Raw genomic sequence first — 21,181 nt, 5'->3', positions numbered from 1 at the left:
TCAAATCTCCTTTATTCCAAACTGAACACTTCGAATCGTCAAAATTCCCGTCCCGCTATCTAATTCAATCGTGCGGCCATAATTGGCTCCCGTATCTTCTGCATGCAGCGGAATTCGCAGCTGAGCAATTGCAAGCTTGCAGGATTCAACATTGCGTGGGCCGATACGCATCGAATCGCTTTGCGACGCAAATGCGAACATTTGCGCCCCTCCCGCCATTTTTGCGACCATTCGTTTGCTAGATGCTCCTAAAGCTACCATCCGCTCAATTAATACGGGAATAGCAGTGTCTGCATATTTCGCCACATTAAACGAAGTTTCTCTGGCGATTTCTGAGGAAGGCAGCATGACGTGGGCCATGCCGGCAACGCCAGCACTCGCATCATACAAGGTTAACCCTACGCAAGAGCCTAGGCCTGTCGTGCGAAGCAAAGCGCCATCTGTCGCGATGTTCAAGTCGGCCATCCCGACTTTTACTGTCACTTGCTGCATCATTCTGACGTAACCCCTAGCGCACGGAATATTTTATCAAACGAGTCGGGATCCGGTATTAGGAAGAAATGCCCTTCTAGTAAATCCCGATCTTCGAGAAATGCAGTTTCGATCAACAGCGCGGAGTCTCCCATCTCGCCGAATTGCAGCAATCCATAGGATAAAATCGCTCCCGCCATATCAAGTGCGACCGATGGCACAGTAGGCATCATTGCAAGGCCAGTAAAGTCAGCAAGCGATGAAAGATAGGAGCCCGCCAAAATATTGCCGATCTCACAAAGCGCAGAAAGCTCAAGCTCCGAATAGGCTTCATCCATTTGAATGTTCATGCCAAGCAACCGCTGGAGCATCCGTTTAGCCGATGGTTCCTCAATGATGAAGAACATATTACCTGGCGCATCGCCATCTACCCGCAAAAATACGGCAATTACCGTCTGCTCTGATCCGCCGACAATTTCTGAAATCTGTTCAAAAGGCAAGAGGCTGACCTGCGGAACGGCCATGTCAACGGGCTTATCCAACAGGCGGGACAACGCTGTTGCTGCGTTGCCCGCTCCGATGTTACCAACTTCCTTCAAGACATCCAGTTTGAATGCTTCCAATCCGCTAAAATCTTTCACTGCTTATACCTCTAGCTGTTCAAGCTGCATGATTTCATTCTTGTTCAATACTTCCGATAGATTGAGCATGACGAGCAGTCGCTTGTCGCCGATCTTAGCAATCCCTTGCAAATACTTTGCTTGAATGCCTCCTACAACCTCTGGCGGCGAATCGATCGTATCAGAATCGATGTCAATAACGTCATTCGCTGAATCTACGATAAATCCGACTTCCATCTCATTCGCTGCGACGATAATGATACGCGAGTTTTCCGTAGGCTCCGTTTCATTCAGTCCAAAACGTCCGCGAAGGTCAAGCACTGGAATAACTATGCCGCGAAGATTGATGACCCCTTTGATGAATGTTGGCGTCTTTGGTACTCTCGTAATCGGCTGCATTCGTTCAATGGTGCGTACTTTGTCTACTTCAATCCCATACTCTTCCTGACCTAGCGCGAAGACAATGACTTTCAATTCTTCTCCCATTGCTTATCCCTCCTTTATTTAATAAACGCGTTCGGATCGATAATAAGTGCGACTTGGCCATCGCCAAGAATGGTTGCTCCCGAGATTGCTTTAACCGCTGGCAAATACTTGCCTAATGATTTCAGGACGATTTCACTTTGTCCGATGAAGGAATCGATCATGAGCGCAGCTAGCTTGTCGCCCTTGCGAATCACGACAATTTCCGTTTCTTGCTCATCATCCTCATTGAAGGATTCAACGTCCAGCACCCGGCTAAGCGAAACAACTGGAATGACGCTGCCGCGGAACTCGATCATCTGATTGCCGTGCACGGTTGCGATTTTGTCCCGCTGAATGATGCCTGTCTCAACGATCGACGAAAGCGGGATCGCGTATTTCTCATCACCCATCTTAATCAGCATCGCTGCGATGATAGATAGCGTAAGCGGCAGCTGTATTGAGAAAATGGTCCCTTGGCCCAGCTTGGAGCGAATGCTTACATGTCCGCCTAATGAGGTGATTTTGGATTTAACGACGTCAAGTCCTACGCCGCGCCCGGAAAGGTCAGAAATTTTATCCGCTGTACTGAACCCTGGGGCAAAGATAAGCATCTGGAGCTGCTCTTCGGACAGCTTCTTCGCCTCTTCCTCCGTTAAAACACCGTTCTTGATCGCGATGCGCGACACTTTTGCCGCATCGATGCCATTGCCGTCATCCTCAACCTCGATAAACACATGATTTCCGCTATGGAACGCTCTTAGATGAACTGTGCCCGTATCAGATTTGCCCGCTGCAATACGGTCTGCAGGCATCTCTACGCCATGGTCGAGCGAGTTGCGAAGCAAGTGGACGAGCGGGTCACCAATCTCATCGATTACCGTGCGATCCAATTCGGTTTCTGCGCCGGTAATGACCAGATCGATTTTTTTATCTAGATTTTTGGCGATATCCCTTACCATCCGCGGGAACCGGTTGAAGACTGATTCGACCGGAACCATCCGGAGCTTCAAAACGATGTCCTGCAAATCAGTGCTGACTCGAGCCATGTGCTCGACCGTCTCGCTCAGGTCCCCGCGCTTGATTTCACTAGATAGCTGCTCCAAACGAACGCGGTCAATGAGCAGTTCGCTGAATAGATTCATAAGCGAATCCAATCGATCGATATCTACGCGAATTGTCCGGTTCACTGGAGCTGTAGCTGCTGCAGCCGTTTGCGCTTTAGCCGCCGCTACTTGCTGCTTCGCTTCCTGTTGCGGTTGAGGGACTGCGCTTGGCGCTGCTGCTTTGGGCGCGGGCGATTGCTCGTTTTGCGGGCCATACAGCTGAATCGACTCTGCATCCAACAGCACGACCTCTGCCAGCTCTACCTCGGATACCGATTCGATACCATCCTTCAATGCTTGTTGATCCGAGGAGGAGATGAGGAACACGATAAACGAACGATCAAACTTATCCTGCTCGATATCCTGAACGGATGGATCTGACTTGATCACCTCGCCATTGCGCTCAAGCACATCGAATACCATGTAAGCACGTACAGCCTTAAGCACACAGTCTTCGCGCAAGGTTACTTTAATGTAATAAGCTTTGCTTCCCGCCTCGATCGACTGCTTTAATACAGAAAGCTGGAAAATATCGAGCAATTCATTCCCGGAGGACAAATTGCCTTCCGCTGCGTTCGCTGCCGCAGATGGAGCAGCCGAAGCGTTTGTTTTATAATCACCTTTTACGATGGATTGCAAGGAAACGATCAATGCGGAAACATCCGCTTTACCCGTACCGCCTTCTACGACGTCCTGCACCATTGCTTCTAATGCGTCCAGACCTTTGAATAACGTATCAAAGATAAAGCTGTCCATTGAAAGCTTGCTGTTGCGGACGAGGTCAAGCACGTTCTCCATCTCATGCGTCAATGATGCGAGATCCTCGAACCCCATCGTTGCAGACATGCCCTTCAGTGTATGGGCAGACCGGAAGATGACTTGAACAATGCTCAGATCTTGAGGGTCATTTTCCAGCTTCAGCAAATTTTCATTGAGCGCTTGCAGGTGATCATTCGATTCGTCGATAAACATTGACAAATATGCGTTCATGTCCATACTCGAGCACCTCCAGAGATTACTTCGCCGACACTATCGATTGTTATAGATTGTTATAGATTAGCGGCGCTTAGCTACTGCTTCAACGATCCGACCCGAAATGCGGGGCAGTGGCAGCACATCCATCGCAGCCCCAATCTCCACTGCAGTACGCGGCATGCCATATACGACACAGGTCTCTTCTGCTTCTGCAATCGTAGTGGCTGCGCCTTGTTCCCTTAAAAGCTTCATGCCCTTGGCTCCGTCACTGCCCATCCCGGTCATAATTACGGCATGCTTGCGCAGTTCTGAGCGCTGCGCTGCAGATTCGAACAACACATCAACCGAAGGCCGATGGCCGTTGCGCGGCTCGGCTTCTGTCAGATTGACATAGTACCCAGCACGATCCCTCGCAATCTCGAGATGGTAGCCGCCAGGTGCGATATAAACCGTACCCGTCTCAATTCGCTCGCCTTGTACCGCTTCAGTAACTCGAACAGCGCTATAAGCATCAAGACGTTGCGCGAGCGATTTGGTGAATTTGGCCGGCATATGCTGAACAACCAGCACCGGCGCCTCGAACTGATCCGGCAGCGAGCAGATCACTTCGTGCAACGCGCGTGGCCCGCCTGTCGACGTCCCCACAACAACGAGGTTATCAAACGTTGTTGACCCCTTCGGCTTGGACTGGCTACGCGGAACGTCCTCATCCTCATGAGACACGAGATGAACAGGCTCCGTATCTGGCCTCTTTTTCAAATTAGAAACGGCCTTGCTGCTTTTCGCAGTCAACTTACTTTCAGGCTGCCGATCAGTCGCTGCTTGCTGATCATCCTTTTCCTTGCTTTTTTCAAGACCGAGTATCGACTGCGATCCTTTGCTGCTCCGCTTCGTATTCGGAATAGAAGCACTGCTTATCGGGGCGTTTCGATCAACAGCTTGTCCTTGGCTGCCTCCCGGTCTCTTCCGTTCGGCCTGTGAACCGATGCCCGACAAGCTCTCTTTCGTTTCCGTGCGATAGCGAATCCGGCCAATTAATACAGCGATACGGAGCTTATCCCGCAACTGCTCGCCAACTTGTTCAATATCAACTGATCCGTCAATTGCAGGCTTTCGAATAAAATCAAACGCACCAGTATGTAAGGCTTTGATTGTGTCTCGCGTATTCTCTTCACTAATGCCCGAAAGCATAATAACAGGCAGAGGACAGTCTTTCATAATGCGTTTCAATGCTTCCAAGCCATTCATTACAGGCATTTCCAAGTCCATCGTGACAGCATCTGGTTTAAAATGACCAATTGCATCAATCGCCTCGAGTCCGTTAGATGCAGTTGCGACAATTTCGAACTGTTTATCGTGGGACACAAGGTCGGAGATGATGGTCCGCATAAAAGCGGAGTCGTCCACTACAAGCACACGATAAGGCGCCATAATGCCCTCCCGATTCCAAAGGATTATTTCATAAGTTTGATCATCTTGGTTAGAAATCCTTTGACGCCACCGCTCACTGCTTCACGCTGTGCGGGCATATCAAGGTAAGCCCGCGCGATCGCTTGGATATCTCTTGTTGCATCCGTATTCGGAAACGCAATAGAGAACGGTGTTTGTTGCTTGACTGCACGGCTTACATTTGGGTCATCAGCTATGACACCGAGCAAAGGTACTTCAATGCCCATAAATTTATGCGCTGCCATTGCCATTTTGTCCGCGGTCTGTTGCCCTTCGCGGCGATCCATCGCGCGATTGACAACAAGCCGGAAAGACGGCTCATGTCCTAGAGACCTGACCATTTTCATTAAAGCATAAGCATCCGTTATCGCTGTCGGTTCAGGTGTCGTTACCACGATCGTTTCATGAGCAGCAGCTATAAAGCTGGCAGCCTCCTTCGATAGACCTGCACCTGTGTCGAACAATAAATAATCGTAACGCCCTTGCAGCTTATCAAGCTGATCGATGAATTTCGCCAGCTGTGCTTCGCTTAATTCAAGCAGTTCGTTCATTCCGGAACCGCCAGCAACAAAATGCAGCCTTTGCGGGCCAAGCTGGATAATATCCCAAATCGTCTTGTCCTGCTTGAGCAAATGATAGATCGAATACGTGGACGAATGCCCCATCAGAACATCGAGATTGGCCATGCCGATGTCAGCATCAAATACTAAGACGCTTTTGCCCAGCCGCTCAAGAGCGAGCGCAAAATTCAAACTAAAGTTTGATTTGCCCACGCCCCCCTTCCCGCTCGTTACCGTGATGATACGTGTTTTTTTACCCGCCGCTAGCTTCTCGTTGTTGCGTATCAGGTTACGAAGCGCCTCTGCTTGGTCATGCATGGACAGGTTCCCCTAGAAGCAGTGCGACATAAGTCTCGGCGTTGAATGGCGCGATATCGTCTGGCACGGTCTGTCCGCTTGTCACATAGGCAGGCATTAAGCCAAATTCCAAAGTGAGGTTCATGAGCATGCCATACACGTTCGTCTCATCCAGTTTGGTGAAAACCGCATTTCGGATGCCATACGGCAAAAACCGTTCGGCCACGACCGCCATATCCTTCGTTCGGCCTGTCATGCTTAGTACCAGATAAGCGGAGCCTTCTGCTTGTTTGTGATACATCAAACTATTAACCTCGGATACATGCAGCTCGCTCCGATAATTCCGCCCCGCTGTGTCCATTAGAATCATTTCTTGTTCTTGCAGTTGCTCGAATGCGCGCGGCACCTCATTAGGGGAAAACACAACTTCCATCGGCACATTCAAAATGTTAGCGTAGGTGCGAAGCTGGTCAACGGCAGCAATCCGGTACGTATCGGAAGTAATAAAGCCTACTTTCCGTCCATACTTGATCGTCTGTTCCGCTGCCAGCTTAGCGATTGTCGTTGTTTTGCCTACGCCTGTTGGACCGACAAAATAAATGACGCGCCCACCGCTCGCAATGCCCGCATGCTCAGATGGCTTTAACCAGGCAGTTAATTGCTGCGCTGCCAACTTCCAAACGATCGCAGCATCCTTCCAGCCATCTCCTGCCTCTGGCAATTGCTCAAGCTCATCGATAAGCTTGTCAATCCACTCAGTCGAAACCTCTTGCTCATCCAACCGCTCGCGTAAAGCACGAATCGCAGCAGGCTGCGACTCCGCCGCTTGTTGGCGGGAAAGCTTGAGTATCCATTCCTTCATGTCGCGAATTTCACTAATTAGCGCTTCCTCGGCTATCTGTCTCGTTGAACCTTCGCCTCGCTCTTGCCTTGCAGGATCAGGAACAACTCGTTCCGTACGTGGCTCGGCTGTGACTGCCGCTGCATTCGACTGTCGGGTCGCTTGTGATGGTTGCGAGCTCATCGCTTGTATCACAGCTGCAGCTCTTTCTGCTGCGATTGCCGCCTCTTCTTGCTCTAAAACGGCAGTAGCTGCAGCTCGCGATTCGCTTGATCCAGCATTTGCAGGCGAGGCCATCGGATTGCTTCCGCCGTACGCTGCAGCTGCTGATGCAGCCGATCGTGTAGGCGCTTGCTTCACTGATTGCGCAGAAGGGGCCTTGCGGCCCTTTGCTGGTTGTGGAGCATCCGATTCAATTGCTGCAACGACCTCAGTCTTGCGTTTTCTAAACATCCCCATGAACCCGCCGACCTTAATCTCCTTGGTGCTGAGAATGACTGCATCGCTGCCCAGATCGGTTCGGATCATCGGCAGCGCCTCCGACACTTCATTTACGAGGTAACGTTTCACTCTCACAGGTTCACCACCCCAACGCTTTGTACTTCGATATTAGGCTCAAGCTCACTGTAGGACAATACAGGGACATCCTGCATCGTTCGTTCCACTAGCTTGCGCAAGTACATGCGAATCGTTGGTGAAGCAAGAACGACGGGCTGATGGCCGGATTGAATCTGTTTCGTGACTTGTTCCGTTAACTTCTGGTAAATTTGCTGCGTGGACACAGGGTCAATGGATAAATAGCTGCCTTGATCGGACTGCTGCACCGATTCCGCAATCTTCTTTTCCAAGCCTGGTCCCACGGTAATAACGCGAAGCATATCCCCGCTTGGCGAGAATTGCTGTGTGATTTGCCTAGAGAGCCCTTGGCGCACATACTCCGTTAGAACGTCCGTATCTTTGGTGTATTGGCCTTGATCGGCAAGCGTCTCAAAAATCGTCACCAAATCGCGGATCGAGATTTTCTCACGCAGCAGCTTGGCGAGCACTTTCTGCACATCCCCGATGGCAAGAACGTTCGGGATCAGCTCGTCGACCAATGCTGGATAATTTTCTTTCACATTCTCTACGAGCGCTTTCGTCTCTTGGCGGCCAATCAGTTCGTGAGCATGTCGCTTCACAATCTCCGTCAAATGAGTAGCCACGACAGACGGCGGATCTACGACCGTATAACCAGACATCTCCGCGCGTTCCTTCATCGCTTCATCAATCCAAAGCGCAGGAAGACCGAAGGCTGGCTCTGTCGTTTCGATCCCGATAATGGAATCATCCTCGAAACCAGGACTCATTGCTAAGTAGTGATTCAGCAGCAAGTCTCCGCGGGCCACCGTGTTTCCTTTAATTTTGATCACATATTCGTTCGGCTTCAGCTGGATGTTATCGCGTATCCGAATGACCGGTACGACTAAGCCAAGCTCTAACGCGCATTGACGACGAATCATTATGATCCGATCGAGCAAGTCGCCGCCTTGCTGCGCATCCGCCAACGGAATTAATCCATAACCGAATTCGAACTCGATTGGGTCCACATTCAGAAGGCCGATTACGCTCTCTGGACTGCGTACCTCTTCGATCTGCTGTTCCTCAACGAGCATATCCTCTTCCTCTTGCTTCTTGTCCATGTTCGACTGGAGCTTCCACCCCCCGTACACGAGAATCCCAGCAATCGGAATGGTGGATAGCGGTCCAATCGGCGTGAAGATGCCGAGCAAAGCAACCGTGCCCGCAACGATGTAAAGCAGTTTCGGATACTTCAGCATTTGGGAGGTCAAATCTTCGGCCAAATTTCCTTCCGAGGATGCGCGTGTCACGATCATGCCGGCAGCAGTCGAGATCAAAAGCGCCGGGATCTGGCTCACGAGACCGTCACCAATCGTCAAGATAGAATACGTATGTAGAGATTCACTGAATGGCATGCCATGAATGGCCATGCCGACTATAAAACCGCCAATCAGGTTAATGAACAATATAACGATGGCTGCAATCGCGTCGCCTTTGACGAATTTACTTGCACCGTCCATCGCACCGTAGAAGTCGGCTTCCCGCTCGATTTTGGAACGGCGCTCTTTGGCCTGCTGCTCATTAATCAATCCGGCGTTCAAATCCGCGTCGATACTCATCTGTTTACCTGGCATCGCGTCGAGCGTGAAGCGTGCAGCTACTTCAGCTACCCGTTCGGAGCCTTTCGTAATGACGATAAACTGAACGACGACGAGGATAAGAAAGACGATAAAGCCGATTGCAATTTCTCCGCCTGCAACCCAGTTACCGAATGTTTCAACGACAGAACCCGCCTCATGCTTACTTAAAATATTTCTTGTCGTCGAAACGTTCAACGCGAGCCGGAACAGCGTCGTGATAAGCAAAACGGATGGGAAGATCGAAAATTGCAGCGCATCCTTCGTATTCATTGAAATCAGAAGGATCATTAAGGCTGCTGAAATGTTAATTATGAGAAGCACGTCCATAAGGACAGTTGGGACAGGAATGACCATCATGAGCACGATGCCGATGATGCCGATCAATATGACCAGATCCCTAGGTTTCATGACGCGTTCCCCCGATTCACGAAGATTTAACTCGGCCTTTTAGCTTATATACATATGCCAGTACTTCCGCCACCGCTTGAAACAGATCCGAGGGAATCGAGTCGCCGATTTCCGACCGATCGTACAACGCTCTGGCGAGCGGCTTGTTTTCCATCGTAATGACGCCGTGTTCCTTGGCTGTTTCCCGTATACGCAATGCCACATGATCCATCCCTTTGGCGAGTACGACTGGCGCCTCCATCTTGGAAGCATCATACTTTAGCGCTACGGCGAAGTGAGTAGGGTTGGTGATGATAACGTCCGCTTTAGGCACATCCTGCATCATGCGCTGCAGCGCCATTTTGCGTTGGCGCTCCCGGATGCGGCCTTTAATCAACGGGTTACCTTCTGTTTTCTTGAACTCGTCTTTAATGTCTTGCTTTGACATCCGTAAACCTTTTTCGTATTCATATTTCTTATAGAAATAATCGCCTAAAGCCAGTACAACGAGTATTACCCCTATCTCGATACCTAACTTAAGTGCAATTCCGCCTGTAAACCCGAGAACATATTCGACAGGCAAGGTATCCAATTGGATAATTCGGCCCCATTGGCTCTTCAGCGTCATAAAAACGACAAGTCCAATGACGACCAGCTTTAATATGTTTTTGATAAATTCCACGACGGTTCGCATCGCAAAGATGTTCTTGAACCCTTGAATAGGACTCAGCTTGCTGAACTTCATCTTGAGCGGATCGCCTGTAAACAGGATACCGACCTGCACATAATTGCCAAGTAAAGCGACTAACAAAGCAATTGCGAAAATCGGTGCGAGCATCATCAACATTTCATACATCAGTTGCGTGAAAAGCGACATGACATTGCCCATCGTGAGATCGAGCGTCAACCAGTCCTCGAACAAATCGCCGAACATCGCGAGAATACGTGACTTGTAATAAGGACCAATCATATAGAAGCTCATAAATACGAATAGAAGAATGAAAGCCCCTGGCAGCTCCTGAGATTTGGCGACCTGACCTTTTTCACGAGCCTCTTGCCGTTTCTTCGGCGTTGCTGATTCTGTTTTCTCTTGGCTGAACAGTTGCAAATCCAGCGAAAACCGGTACGGGGTTAAGCGGGCCGTCACAAGGTCACCTCCTTAAGGAATGCTAGAGCCTTCGGAAGCGATTGCTCAGCTTGCTTCTTTTCGTTGCAGCATCGTCAACAGTTGTTGAAGATGTTCAAACATGGTTGAGAACAAATGCTCAAACACGCCCGACATTGAAGGTAAAATAAGGGTCAGCATGAACACGCCGATCAAAATTTTCAAAGGCATCCCGATTACAAAAACGTTATATTGAGGCGCTGTTTTGGCAAGGAAGCCCAATCCGACATCCGTTAAAAACATCGCAACAATGATCGGAGACGCAATTTGAAAAGCGAGCATGAACGTTTCTGAAAATGCCAGAACAATGAATTCAGAAACCTTGCCGCTGTAGATTCTTGCAAACAGGTCGTTGTCCAACGGCATCCATTTGTAGCTGTCCATTAATGCTGTCAGCATGTAATGATGGCCGTTCATGGACAGAAAGACGAGCACAAGAATCATATACTTCAGATTACCGAGCATCGGCGATGAGGCGCCAGTCATCGGATCTACGACATTAGACATCGCAAAGCCCATCGAGATATCCATCAAGGCGCCAGCCGTTTGCACGACGGTAAAGAATAGATAGACAACAAAGCCGAGAAGCAGACCGACTAATACTTCTCGAATGACGAACAAAATATAGGTGGCATCCGGCACGATGCTTTCCTTCACCCCATAAGTTAAGAAGACGATCAGAGTAAGGAAAAAGCCGAGACCGATTTTGAACGTTGTCGGCACGCCGCGCATCGAAAACAATGGTGCTACGACGAAAAACGCTGTCATTCGACAAAAGATTAGCAAAAAAATAGGGAACCCCTGTGCGATCAGCTCCATCTTCAACCAGCCTATCCGATATATTTGTACAAGTTGTTGAGCAGATTGAAAGTAAAGTCAACCAGCGTATTAAGAATCCATGGCCCGAATATGATCATGGACACGAACACAGCCACAATTTTGGGAACAAAGGCTAGCGTTTGTTCCTGGATTTGCGTCGTAGCTTGGAAGATACTGACGATTAGTCCGACGACAAGACCGATAATGAGCATCGGTGCGCTAGCTTTCAAAATGGTGTAAATGGCTTGCCCGGCCAATCCGATAATAAACTCAGCACTCATCGCAAGCTCGTTCCTTTCTGCTTATGTCATGTTAAAGCTGATGAGCAGTGACTTGACGATCAAGTACCACCCGTCGACCAGGACGAACAGCAGAATCTTGAACGGAAGCGAGATCATGACCGGAGGTAGCATCATCATCCCCATTGCCATTAGTGTACTGGACACGACCATGTCGATTATTAAGAACGGTATAAAAATCATGAAGCCCATCTGGAATGCCGTTTTCAGCTCACTTATTGCGTAAGCAGGGACAAGCACCGTAATCGGGATATCCTCGTAGCTTTTCGGCTTTTCCGTTTTGGTATACTTCATGAAAAGCAGCAGATCCTTCTCACGGGTTTGCGAGAACATAAACTTCTTCATTGGAACCGCGGCCTTATCAAAAGCTTGCATCTGGGTAATCTCACCCTTGAGATAAGGTTGAAGCGCTACCTGATTCACTTGCGATAGCGTAGGCGCCATGACGAAAAAGGTTAAAAACATCGCAAGTCCGATTAACACCTGATTCGGCGGCATCTGTTGCGTTCCGAGTGACGTTCTTACGAACCCCAGTACAATGACAATTCTCGTAAAGCTCGTCATCAGTACCAGTATGGCAGGAGCGACACTTAATACAGTCAAAAGCAGTAAAATCGAAACGGCGCTCGTTCCTGGCGTTTCCGTGCCAGTACCAGTGCCATCCCCTATTTGTATGCTGACGTTAGGCAATGGCTCTGCGTAAGCATGAGAATGGAACAACCCAAGCAAGAGCAATTGCGCTATGACGACTGCATAAATCCATTTTTTATTCATCGTCCATCAACCGATCGCTTTGATTTGGTGAGCGAAGGAGCGTTTCTACCTGCTGCTTGCGTTGAGACTGCTCGTCCAGCTTTTTCCGAAGCAAGCGCTCAAAATCAGGCCCTTCATTTGCTCGCGTTGGATCTTGTACAGCCTGACTGCCATCCCGCTTACGAAACTTGTTCATAAAGTCCGTGATGGTCGCCGCGTTCCAAGTGATGTTGTTCTGCTGCTCCATAACGGCAATAATCCTAGCAGCTTCTTCAGGATCATCGATCTTATCCAGCAGCCGAACATCTTCGCCAATCCCGACAATATAAACTTTGCCGGTCAATTCTACGACTTGAAGCGATTTATGCTGCCCGAGCGCGACTCCGCCGAGCGTGCGGAGCGCGCGGTTCGTCCCCCAGCCACGATTGCGCCGGGAAAGCAGCTTGATGACAAGGACAATGAGTCCGATAATTACGGCTAATGCTATCAGTACGGACACGAGACTGCCCGTCATGCTCCCGTCAAATGTCGGAGCGGTGTCGGTCGTCTCCAGTCCTTCGGACGCCGCGGCAGCATGTAATGCCGTGAAAGGCAAAATAGCTGTCGCGAGCGCCGCGATACGAATCTGGATGTTCTTCATGTTGTGAGCGGCCTAACCCAGCGTTTTCTTGATAGCTTCGATTACGCGATCCGCTTGGAATGGCTTTACAATAAAGTCTTTTGCGCCGGCTTGAATCGCGTCAATAACCATCGCTTGTTGGCCCATTGCCGAGCACATGATGACTTTTGCATTCGGATCAAGCTTCTTGATTTCTTTCAGCGCTGCAATGCCGTCCATCTCTGGCATCGTAATGTCCATCGTAGTCAGATCCGGCTTCAGCTCTTTGAACTTCTCAACAGCAACCGAACCGTCCGGCGCTTCCCCGACAACCTCGTAGCCGTTTTTCGTCAAAATGTCACGAATCATCATTCGCATAAATGCAGCGTCGTCCACGATCAAAATACGGTTAGCCATCGTTTTCATTTCCCCCTAGGATGTTATTGAATTTTTTGCATGCGGTCCCATTGACTCACGATATCCGTTACACGGACACCGAAGTTTTCGTCAATAACGACAACTTCACCCTTGGCAATCAGCTTGTTGTTGACCAAGATGTCAACAGGTTCGCCTGCCAGCTTGTCCAACTCGATAATCGAGCCTTGCGACAGCTCAAGAATATCTTTGATCTGCTTTTGGGTCCTACCCAATTCTACCGTTACTTTAAGCGGTATGTCGAGAAGCAAATTTAAGTTTGTATCATCAGCTTGCACATATGGTGCACCTTGGAAGTTGGCGAATTGCACAGGTTGAACGTTTACGTTGCGTCCTGGCACTTGCCCATATGTATTCGGTCCTTGCGGCGGTTGTGCATACATCGGTTGTTGCGCGTACATTGGCTGCTGCGCATACATTGGCGGTGCTTCTTGCATTGGCGGCGGTGTGTAAGCGGCAGCAGGCGGTGCAGATACTTGTGCAGGCGCCGCTGGCGCTGCTGTCTCGACAGCTGCAGCTACTGGCGCTGGCGCAGCTGGCTCATCCATTCCGCCCATCAGCGTAGCAACCATTTGCTTCGCGAAAGAGACTGGCAATAGCTGCATGATCGTGGAGTCAATCAGATCCCCAATCATCAAACGGAACGAAACATTGATGAAAACATCTTCATCTGGCAGCGTGTTTACTCCGTCACCGTTTTCAACATCAAGAATGTTGATGCCTGGCGGCGAGATGTTTACGAAACGGTTAAAGATCGTAGACATCGAAGTTGCAGACGAGCCCATCATTTGATTCATTGCCTCTTGCACGGCGCTGATATGAATCTCATTCAGCTCCGCTGGCATTACTTCTCCTTCGCCGCCGAGCATCAAATCAGCGATAACTTGAGCATCGTGCGTCTTAATGACTAGAGAATTAATCCCTTGGAATCCATCTACGTATTGAACCGAAACGGCCACATGCGGCTTAGGGAATACATCCTTGAGCTCCGAACGTTTCACTAACGTAACTTGTGGCGTCGTAATGTCGACTTTTTTACCCAACAAAGTAGATAGTGCTGTCGCTGCGCTTCCGAACGTAATGTTGCCGATTTCGCCAAGTGCATCTTGTTCAATATTGTTCAAGAAATCAGCAATTACAGCAGTCTCAGCCGATGGTGCAACCGAATCTGTATCATCATCAGACGATTGACGGAGCAGCGCATCAATTTCTTCTTGGCTCAAGTAATCTTTACTCGTCATGTTCTTCCTCTACCCCTTCGCTGACAATTTCGTCAACCTGCACGGCTACCCGGTCTTTAATCGATCCTGGACTGCCGATAAACTTGATTTTGTTGCCGACTTTAATGTTTAAGCCTTCGCCGACAGGTTTATTGAGCGTAATTACGTCGCCTTGCATCAAGTTAAGGAATTCATGGACGTTAATTACAGACTCGCCTAGCTCGACAGCGATCGGCAGCTGTGCTCGATTCACACGCTGCTCCAGAACTTCGACTTCTTCCGGAGAACGAGATTTCTTCTGCGATACGAACCAATGGTGCACAGAAAGCTTCGGCATAATTGGCTCTATGACGACGTGAGGAATACATAGGTTAATCATCCCCGTCGTATCGCCAATCTTCGTGCTAAGCGAGATTAATGCGATCGTCTCATTGGGCGAAACAATCTGCATAAACTGCGGGTTTGTTTCCAAAGCTTCAAGTTTTGGCGATATGTCTATAACTGTTTTCCAAGCTTCCTGCAGGCTCTCAAACGCTCTGCTAAAGATGCGTTCCAGTACAGTCATCTCAATCTCAGTGAGGGCATTCATCTTCGACGGTGCCGTTCCCTGGCCTCCAAGCAAGCGATCCAGCATCGCATAAGCGACGTTCGGATGCACCTCCATTACCATACGACCTTCAAGCGGCTCCGCTTCGAAAATATTCAGGATCGTCATTTTCGGAATCGAGCGAATGAACTCGTCATATGGCAACTGCTCCACATCCACGACACTAATTTGAACGAATGTGCGCAGCTGTGCGGAGAAATAGGTTGTCAAATATCGCGCGAAGTTCTCGTGTATGCGCGTCAAGCTTCGGATGTGATCTTTAGAGAAACGAACGGCGCGTTTGAAGTCGTATGCACGAACTTTTTTCTGCGTATCTTCCTTTTTAAGATCCTCGGCGTCCATTTCACCTGAGGACAAGGCAGCTAGCAGCGCGTCAATCTCGTTCTGCGATAACACATCAACCACATTTCTCACCCCCTTACAGGTATGCCGGTCAATGAATTAGATAGGGCTCATCATAAAGTTCGTAATTTCTACCTTGATTAGCTTCTGTTTCTCAGGCAGCTTTTGGTTAATGAGGTTCAGAATTTTCGAAGCCAGCATATCTTGTCCTTTCGAGCCATTCAGCTGCTCCACTGTCGTATCAGCGATAACACTGTTAATGATCGGACGGATTAGAATATCCTTAATCTTCTCGAACTCTTCCTTCGACTTCTTGCTGTCCAGCTGGAAAGCAAAACTCGCAATGAGAATATAGTCGTTGTCCAACAGATTGCGTTTAATATCTTTCAATTCAGAAGTCACTTCTACGCGCTCATCGGCGGATAACGTTTCCACCTTAACCGGCTCCGTAGTTTCTTTCTTACCGGAGTCGTCGAACAGAGAGTTCAACAGTATGATGGCTACGATCGCAATTAGCGTAATCGCTAATAGAATCGAAACTAACCATGGTAACATCTTTTTCATGTCGAGGGTCCCTCCGTTTGCTCGCTTCTGTAGGTCGCCGCAATGACGCCGATTGTCTGAAGGTAGCGCTGAATGAGCGAAATCACTTCCGAAGATTTTTCGAGTACAAGTAATTTCTTGCCTGTCGTTAGGGTAATTAAGGTATCAGGCGTCTCTTCAATCGTCTCTATCAACAAAGCGTTAATAATTATGGTCGTACCATTCAATCGGGTTAAAGCTACCATTACGCTTCCTCCTATAGATATGCTGCGCAGCGTTCATCTAAAATGACGCCTGCAGCATTTGCTGCTTCCTAAGGATGAGCTTATACCGTCGGCAAGCCGTTAAGGCTTACCGACGGATGCACCTTATCGTTTCAGGTTAACGACTTCTTGCAGCACTTCATCTGAAGTCGTAATGATTCGGGAGTTTGCTTGGAAACCGCGTTGTGCAATGATCATTTCCGTAAACTCGCTCGTCAAATCGACGTTCGACATCTCGAGCTGGCCAGCGATGATTGCGCCAGTGCCAGTCTCTGCATTGTTAGCCGATCCAACCTCGATGTCTTCCAGGTTTGCATTCGGCGTTACACGGTACATGTTGCTTCCCACTTTTTCCAATCCGCTAGGGTTTACCACTTTTACTACGCCAATCTTGAAGTCAGTCGGTTCGGCAGTCCCGTCAGCGTTGATCGAGATAATCGACCCGTCTTGCGCGATGGAGAAGGAAGTTACGCCCTCGTCCAGTACGATCGGCTCTCCGCCTTCAGCAAGAACGAACGCGCCGTCAGCCGTTACCAGCTGTCGACTAGCATCCAGATAGAAGTTACCTGCGCGTGTCAGGTAAGGAACCTCTTGCTCTGGGCTAGTTTTGACAGCAAAGAAGCCGTCTCCATCAATACGAACATCTGTAGGAACGTTCGTCGTCATTGCGCTGCCTGCTGTATGGAGCGTGTCAATCGCAGCGATAGCTACGCCAAGACCGACTTGCTTAGCGTTTACCCCGCCTTTAGCGCCTTCTTCCGGTGCTGTTACGCCGGCGACGTTTTGGCTCAAAATGTCTTTGAACATGACGCGACCCGCTTTAAAGCCGACTGTGTTCACGTTCGCGATATTGTTACCAATAACGTCAAGCTTCGTTTGAAAGCCACGCATGCCGGATACACCGGAGTACATCGATCTAAGCATCTTGACAATCAGCCTCCTGTTAACTTTAGGTTTGAAAGTGATGCCGCTTCTGTCGTTCCACGGCATTAAGGCTCCCTCATAGAGGTCCGGCCCCGTTTATTAAGTTAATACGACTGCACTATCAATCTGAGTGAAAACATTTCCAGCCATTTGCGAATGATCCAATGCCGTTACTACCGTGCGATTAGGAACATTGACGATAAGCGCAACATCTCGCATGACAATAAGCGAATCAACCGCCCCTTTGGAGGCTGCTTGATCTACTGCACTCTCAATCTTACGTATCGCTTCCGGTTGAAGCTGAATCCCCCGTTGACGAATGCGCTGTTCAGCATGTTGGCTGAATTTGATAGCCGATTGCTGCTGCTGAAGAATTTGATCAAACGGCTTGTCTTGCGATGAAACCCTGTTGCGTGCCGCAGCATTAGGTGTAATGCTCCCAGGTCGATTAGGTATTGGATACAGTGTTCCGATCTTCATCCCATTAGCCATTCGAACCGCCCGCTTCCTCTTTAGGTGGAGTCGTTTGGCCCGTTTGCGGCACGTACGTGATCGAAGTCAGATCATCAACCTTAACTGTCTTATCGCCAACTTTGGCATATTGTACGCCATCCTTGATCGATATCGCTTCTACAAGACCCGAATAAGTCGTGCCGATACCCGTATCCGACATCCCATTCCACTCGACTGTCATGCCGATCATGCTAGATGCAGAACCGAGATTTTGACGAAGCTTCGTCATCTCCTCCGACATATTCATCAACTGCTCAACCGAGGAGAATTGTGCCATCTGTGCAATAAAGTCCCGGTCTTGAAGCGGTTGGCTTGGGTCCTGATTGCGCAATTGCGTCACTAAGATCTTCAGGAAGTCATCCTTACCTAACGTCGTATCCTTCTTAGTTGCAGCCGCCTTCTGTACGTTAGACGTACTATAGTTCGGCCAGACTGCCGCATTCGGATTAATCACTTCCGCCATTCCTGTCACCTCCGTTCCTACCTGCTCATCATTCACGCTATGCTATGCCTTCACGTTAATCGCTCGTCCATATCCTAGTCCGCGAATGACCGTTTGCTGTGCAAGCTCGGATTCGAAAGCTGCTTCTTCTGAATCGCCATCTCCCGAAGGGCCGTTGCCATTCGATTGCTGTTGTCCATTGCCGTTGCCATGCTGCTGTTGGGACATCTGCGTGTTCACCGACTGCTGGGAAACCTCAAGCTTCTCTACGTTCAAACCTTGCGATTGCAAGTTAGCGCGCAATTGAGCGAGTTGATTATCCAACAGTTCTTTGGAGGCGCTGGAATCTGTTACGAACAAAGCTGTCAGTTGACCGTTTTGTACCGAAATACGCACATCAACCTGCCCAAGATGCTCTGGCGTGAGCGTAAGCTTTGCCTCAGAAATGCCGCCAACCGTTTTCACCTCAAACTTATCAACCATCAAATTCGCCATCGTTTCAGCGAACTGCTGAGCAGGCACATGAGCTAAACCAGTAACCTGTCTGATTGCAACAGCCGCACGAGCGCTTTCAGTTGTTTGGATGTTTGGGAATACAGTGTTCGCTGCTTGTTCTGTTGCTGGCTGTTGATCAACCGTCTCTTGCTCCGTTTGCTGTGAAGCCAGCGCTTGTAGAACATGCGGATTAACCGATTGTCGGTTCAGCTGCTCCAAGAACGTGACTGCCTTGTTCGACGTTGCTACAGGCGCTTGAGCTTGAACAACTGGTTGCGATTTAGCCGCTTGAGGCTGATCCTCCACGACAAAATCATCCTGCTGCTGTGCTCCAGCCGCATCTGTAGCGCTAGTTTTTACATTCACTTTCAATTGCTGAACCGCTTGCTGCAGCCCCTTGACTTGCTCGCCAATCCATTGCAAAGCATTGCCTAATTGAGCCGTGCCAAGTTGTCCCTTGTTGATAACATCCTGCAACTGGACAAGCGCTTGTTGAACGTCAGCCTTCAAAGCATCCGTCACGTTGTCCGCATAAATCGGCATTGCCGGAACGGATTGTACGCCTAACAATGAAAGCATCGCGTTCAACTGGTCCATCATATCCTGCAATTGATCCTTGACAACAGGCAGCTCGGGTGCGTTGGCCAAATCTTCCGATTGCAACGAAGCGATCAACTCGCCGATCGCAGCAAGCAGTTGGTCCGCCGTCAACGGCGTTTGACCAGTCATTTCAGTGCTCGCAGTTTGCGCTGTAGCGGTAGCAGTCGTACTATCCGTTGAAGTCGTTCCCGACGTTTGCGATTGACCGTTCATGCTTGCTGATAACGTTTGCTTAAACTGGCTGTTGCCAGATTGAGAAGCGTTCGTTGCATCCACGGACGCGTTCGACGTATTGCCCTTCGGCGCTGCCGACACTGCTGGCGTTATTGCCATCTCCATTTTGTTTTCACCTCCTTTCTACACATTAAAGAGGGAATACCTATCAATCGAATGGCTTATTTACCAGACATCAGCTTCGTAACGAGCTGCGCGGTAACGCCTTTATTAACAGAAGACATTTCTGCAAGAATGCTTGAACGCGCACTATCATCTACAGCATTGAGTATGCGAAGCACCTTGCTCGGGCTCACGTCTGACATTTTCAGAAGAAGCTCAGCCGCGCTTTTTGGATCCATGCCAGAGAAGGTTTGTTTCAATTGCGCCGTATCCAAGAGCGTCTGGGATTGGGTCGCAGCCGTCGTTGTGCTCGATTGACGATTCACTTGTGCTTGAAGCGCAGCAATTTGACGATCCTTTGCAGGAACGACGTCTTTAAGCTTCATCGAAATGTCCGCTGCTTTTTGCGGCGTCATTTTCTCCAGCACCTTGGAGCGGTTCTCTGAAGACATAGCGGCGATGACAAGAACTGCTTCATCCGTCGACATGCTCTGTAAAATCGGCGCTGCTTTGCTTGGCGTCATCTGCGCGTACATGGCAGCGAGTTCATTTATTTTCCCTTGATACTGCTCATCATTTAACGCTTCGTCTGCATTGGACTGCTTCAGCTGCTCAATCTCGCCTTGCAGCGATTTGATCAGCTCATCAGCTTGCGCCGACTTATCCTTGTCTGCCGCGATCGTTGCGTCCTTCTCGTTCAATTGCTTCCGAAGCTCATCGATTTTAACCATCGATTTTTGAGCAGTCATCTGTACATTCTCTTCACCATCCGCTGTTTGCGGATCGGGTAGAACATCGGCAAGATAAGGCACCTTGTTTCCTACGTCAAGCATTTTGTTACGCATGTCATTGTTGAATAGCATCAATAAAACGCCCAGCAAAATGATAGTGAATAGAATCGGAGTCAAAAAGAACATGAATCGTTCAAATCCGTTATAGCGTTCGTTGTCCAAATCCATATTCGCCAACTTCATCCCTCCCGCGGTCCCGGTTCACGAAGGCTCCTATATCGGTTAAGGGGCTGCGATCATGAAACGGACGGTTGCCATCTCATCAAGCTCATTTTGCTCTTGCAGCAGAGTCGCTTGCTGGAACCGGAACAACTCCCGTTCCTTCGCCTGAAGCCAGACCTTTTCATCCTTCATCTTCATGCCAAGGTGGCTTCGACTCTGTTCAACAACACCCTTCGCTTGATGGACCTCCGCGATTTTGTTCATTATACAACTGTCCAAATGGTCCAAATAATGCTGAATCGTCGTTAACTCGCTCAGGGAAACAGCCGATGTTGAAAGCTCCAGCAGCCGTTCCTCCCACTGTTTGCGTTCCGATCGCAATTGATCCAAAGACATTTGCTCCGTCTGTAGCTTACCGATTGCATCGGATAGCATCCATTCCGCTTGTCTCTTCTCACTTGCTTTCAGGCCGACGATCTTCTCATAGGCATACCGGAATTTCGCCAAT

At 49.3% G+C, this 21,181-nt stretch carries 24 protein-coding genes; all 24 read right to left on the bottom strand.

All coding sequences use genetic code 11. The features are described 5' to 3' along the window. A complete protein-coding gene (locus tag PAECUDRAFT_RS02955; RefSeq protein WP_040711104.1) occupies positions 1–495 on the bottom strand; it encodes a chemotaxis protein CheD in 495 nt (164 codons plus the stop codon). Beyond that, entirely contained in the window at positions 492–1,112 is a 621-nt protein-coding gene (locus tag PAECUDRAFT_RS02950; RefSeq protein ID WP_006036608.1) for a chemotaxis protein CheC, read from the bottom strand. The genes PAECUDRAFT_RS02955 and PAECUDRAFT_RS02950 overlap by 4 nt, the downstream gene beginning before the upstream one ends. Before the next feature lie 3 nt (positions 1,113–1,115). Beyond that, positions 1,116–1,577 (bottom strand): chemotaxis protein CheW, encoded by a 462-nt coding sequence (locus PAECUDRAFT_RS02945; RefSeq protein WP_006036607.1) that lies wholly within the window; start codon positions 1,575–1,577, stop codon positions 1,116–1,118. A gap of 14 nt (positions 1,578–1,591) precedes the next feature. After that, positions 1,592–3,655, bottom strand: coding sequence for a chemotaxis protein CheA (locus tag PAECUDRAFT_RS02940; RefSeq protein WP_006036606.1), 2,064 nt, complete (start codon positions 3,653–3,655; stop codon positions 1,592–1,594). Positions 3,656–3,715: 60 nt separating this feature from the next. After that, on the bottom strand, positions 3,716–5,065 hold the full coding sequence (locus PAECUDRAFT_RS02935) for a protein-glutamate methylesterase/protein-glutamine glutaminase (RefSeq protein WP_006036605.1): 1,350 nt from the start codon (positions 5,063–5,065) through the stop codon (positions 3,716–3,718). Between the two features lie 23 nt (positions 5,066–5,088). Then, on the bottom strand, positions 5,089–5,961 hold the full coding sequence (locus PAECUDRAFT_RS02930; RefSeq protein WP_006036604.1) for a MinD/ParA family protein: 873 nt from the start codon (positions 5,959–5,961) through the stop codon (positions 5,089–5,091). Next, on the bottom strand, positions 5,954–7,357 hold the full coding sequence (flhF, locus tag PAECUDRAFT_RS02925; protein WP_040711101.1) for a flagellar biosynthesis protein FlhF: 1,404 nt from the start codon (positions 7,355–7,357) through the stop codon (positions 5,954–5,956). Before flhF ends, PAECUDRAFT_RS02930 begins: the two co-directional genes overlap by 8 nt. Then, positions 7,354–9,387, bottom strand: a complete 2,034-nt coding sequence (gene flhA / locus PAECUDRAFT_RS02920) for a flagellar biosynthesis protein FlhA (RefSeq protein WP_006036602.1) — start codon at positions 9,385–9,387, stop codon at positions 7,354–7,356. Before flhA ends, flhF begins: the two co-directional genes overlap by 4 nt. Before the next feature lie 16 nt (positions 9,388–9,403). Further along, on the bottom strand, positions 9,404–10,513 hold the full coding sequence (flhB, locus tag PAECUDRAFT_RS02915; RefSeq protein ID WP_006036601.1) for a flagellar biosynthesis protein FlhB: 1,110 nt from the start codon (positions 10,511–10,513) through the stop codon (positions 9,404–9,406). A 45-nt stretch (positions 10,514–10,558) separates the two neighbouring features. After that, entirely contained in the window at positions 10,559–11,350 is a 792-nt protein-coding gene (gene fliR, locus PAECUDRAFT_RS02910; protein ID WP_006036600.1) for a flagellar biosynthetic protein FliR, read from the bottom strand. A gap of 11 nt (positions 11,351–11,361) precedes the next feature. Next, positions 11,362–11,631, bottom strand: a complete 270-nt coding sequence (gene fliQ / locus PAECUDRAFT_RS02905) for a flagellar biosynthesis protein FliQ (RefSeq protein WP_006036599.1) — start codon at positions 11,629–11,631, stop codon at positions 11,362–11,364. Positions 11,632–11,652: 21 nt separating this feature from the next. After that, positions 11,653–12,423 carry a flagellar type III secretion system pore protein FliP gene (fliP, locus tag PAECUDRAFT_RS02900; RefSeq protein WP_006036598.1) on the bottom strand — a complete coding sequence of 257 codons (771 nt, stop codon included), beginning with the start codon at positions 12,421–12,423 and terminating at the stop codon, positions 11,653–11,655. Next, positions 12,416–13,042, bottom strand: a complete 627-nt coding sequence (locus tag PAECUDRAFT_RS02895) for a flagellar biosynthetic protein FliO (RefSeq protein WP_006036597.1) — start codon at positions 13,040–13,042, stop codon at positions 12,416–12,418. The genes fliP and PAECUDRAFT_RS02895 overlap by 8 nt, the downstream gene beginning before the upstream one ends. Positions 13,043–13,054: 12 nt before the next feature. Next, on the bottom strand, positions 13,055–13,417 hold the full coding sequence (locus PAECUDRAFT_RS02890) for a response regulator (protein ID WP_006036596.1): 363 nt from the start codon (positions 13,415–13,417) through the stop codon (positions 13,055–13,057). 23 nt (positions 13,418–13,440) lie between these two features. Further along, positions 13,441–14,676, bottom strand: coding sequence for a flagellar motor switch phosphatase FliY (gene fliY, locus PAECUDRAFT_RS02885; RefSeq protein ID WP_006036595.1), 1,236 nt, complete (start codon positions 14,674–14,676; stop codon positions 13,441–13,443). Next, positions 14,666–15,667 carry a flagellar motor switch protein FliM gene (gene fliM / locus PAECUDRAFT_RS02880; protein WP_006036594.1) on the bottom strand — a complete coding sequence of 334 codons (1,002 nt, stop codon included), beginning with the start codon at positions 15,665–15,667 and terminating at the stop codon, positions 14,666–14,668. The genes fliY and fliM overlap by 11 nt, the downstream gene beginning before the upstream one ends. Before the next feature lie 36 nt (positions 15,668–15,703). After that, positions 15,704–16,168: a flagellar basal body-associated FliL family protein gene (locus tag PAECUDRAFT_RS02875; protein ID WP_006036593.1), complete on the bottom strand. Its 465-nt coding sequence runs from the start codon at positions 16,166–16,168 to the stop codon at positions 15,704–15,706. Beyond that, positions 16,165–16,392, bottom strand: coding sequence for a flagellar FlbD family protein (locus PAECUDRAFT_RS02870; protein WP_006036592.1), 228 nt, complete (start codon positions 16,390–16,392; stop codon positions 16,165–16,167). The genes PAECUDRAFT_RS02875 and PAECUDRAFT_RS02870 overlap by 4 nt, the downstream gene beginning before the upstream one ends. A 123-nt stretch (positions 16,393–16,515) precedes the next feature. Beyond that, complete coding sequence (flgG, locus tag PAECUDRAFT_RS02865; RefSeq protein WP_006036591.1) at positions 16,516–17,334, bottom strand: flagellar basal body rod protein FlgG; 819 nt, start codon at positions 17,332–17,334, stop codon at positions 16,516–16,518. Between the two features lie 99 nt (positions 17,335–17,433). Then, positions 17,434–17,826: a TIGR02530 family flagellar biosynthesis protein gene (locus PAECUDRAFT_RS02860; protein ID WP_006036590.1), complete on the bottom strand. Its 393-nt coding sequence runs from the start codon at positions 17,824–17,826 to the stop codon at positions 17,434–17,436. Further along, positions 17,819–18,310 carry a flagellar hook capping FlgD N-terminal domain-containing protein gene (locus PAECUDRAFT_RS02855; RefSeq protein WP_006036589.1) on the bottom strand — a complete coding sequence of 164 codons (492 nt, stop codon included), beginning with the start codon at positions 18,308–18,310 and terminating at the stop codon, positions 17,819–17,821. The genes PAECUDRAFT_RS02860 and PAECUDRAFT_RS02855 overlap by 8 nt, the downstream gene beginning before the upstream one ends. Before the next feature lie 42 nt (positions 18,311–18,352). Further along, positions 18,353–19,723, bottom strand: a complete 1,371-nt coding sequence (locus tag PAECUDRAFT_RS02850) for a flagellar hook-length control protein FliK (protein WP_006036588.1) — start codon at positions 19,721–19,723, stop codon at positions 18,353–18,355. Between the two features lie 56 nt (positions 19,724–19,779). Then, a complete protein-coding gene (locus PAECUDRAFT_RS02845) occupies positions 19,780–20,694 on the bottom strand; it encodes a magnesium transporter MgtE N-terminal domain-containing protein (protein ID WP_407636288.1) in 915 nt (304 codons plus the stop codon). 39 nt (positions 20,695–20,733) lie between these two features. After that, positions 20,734–21,180, bottom strand: coding sequence for a flagellar export protein FliJ (gene fliJ, locus PAECUDRAFT_RS02840; protein WP_006036586.1), 447 nt, complete (start codon positions 21,178–21,180; stop codon positions 20,734–20,736). Position 21,181: the final 1 nt, after the last annotated feature.

The organism is Paenibacillus curdlanolyticus YK9, from assembly GCF_000179615.1.
GTDB lineage: Bacteria > Bacillota > Bacilli > Paenibacillales > Paenibacillaceae > Paenibacillus_T > Paenibacillus_T curdlanolyticus.
The sequence above is the reverse complement of the archived record's forward strand: the minus strand, read 5'-3'. Positions and strand labels throughout refer to the sequence as shown.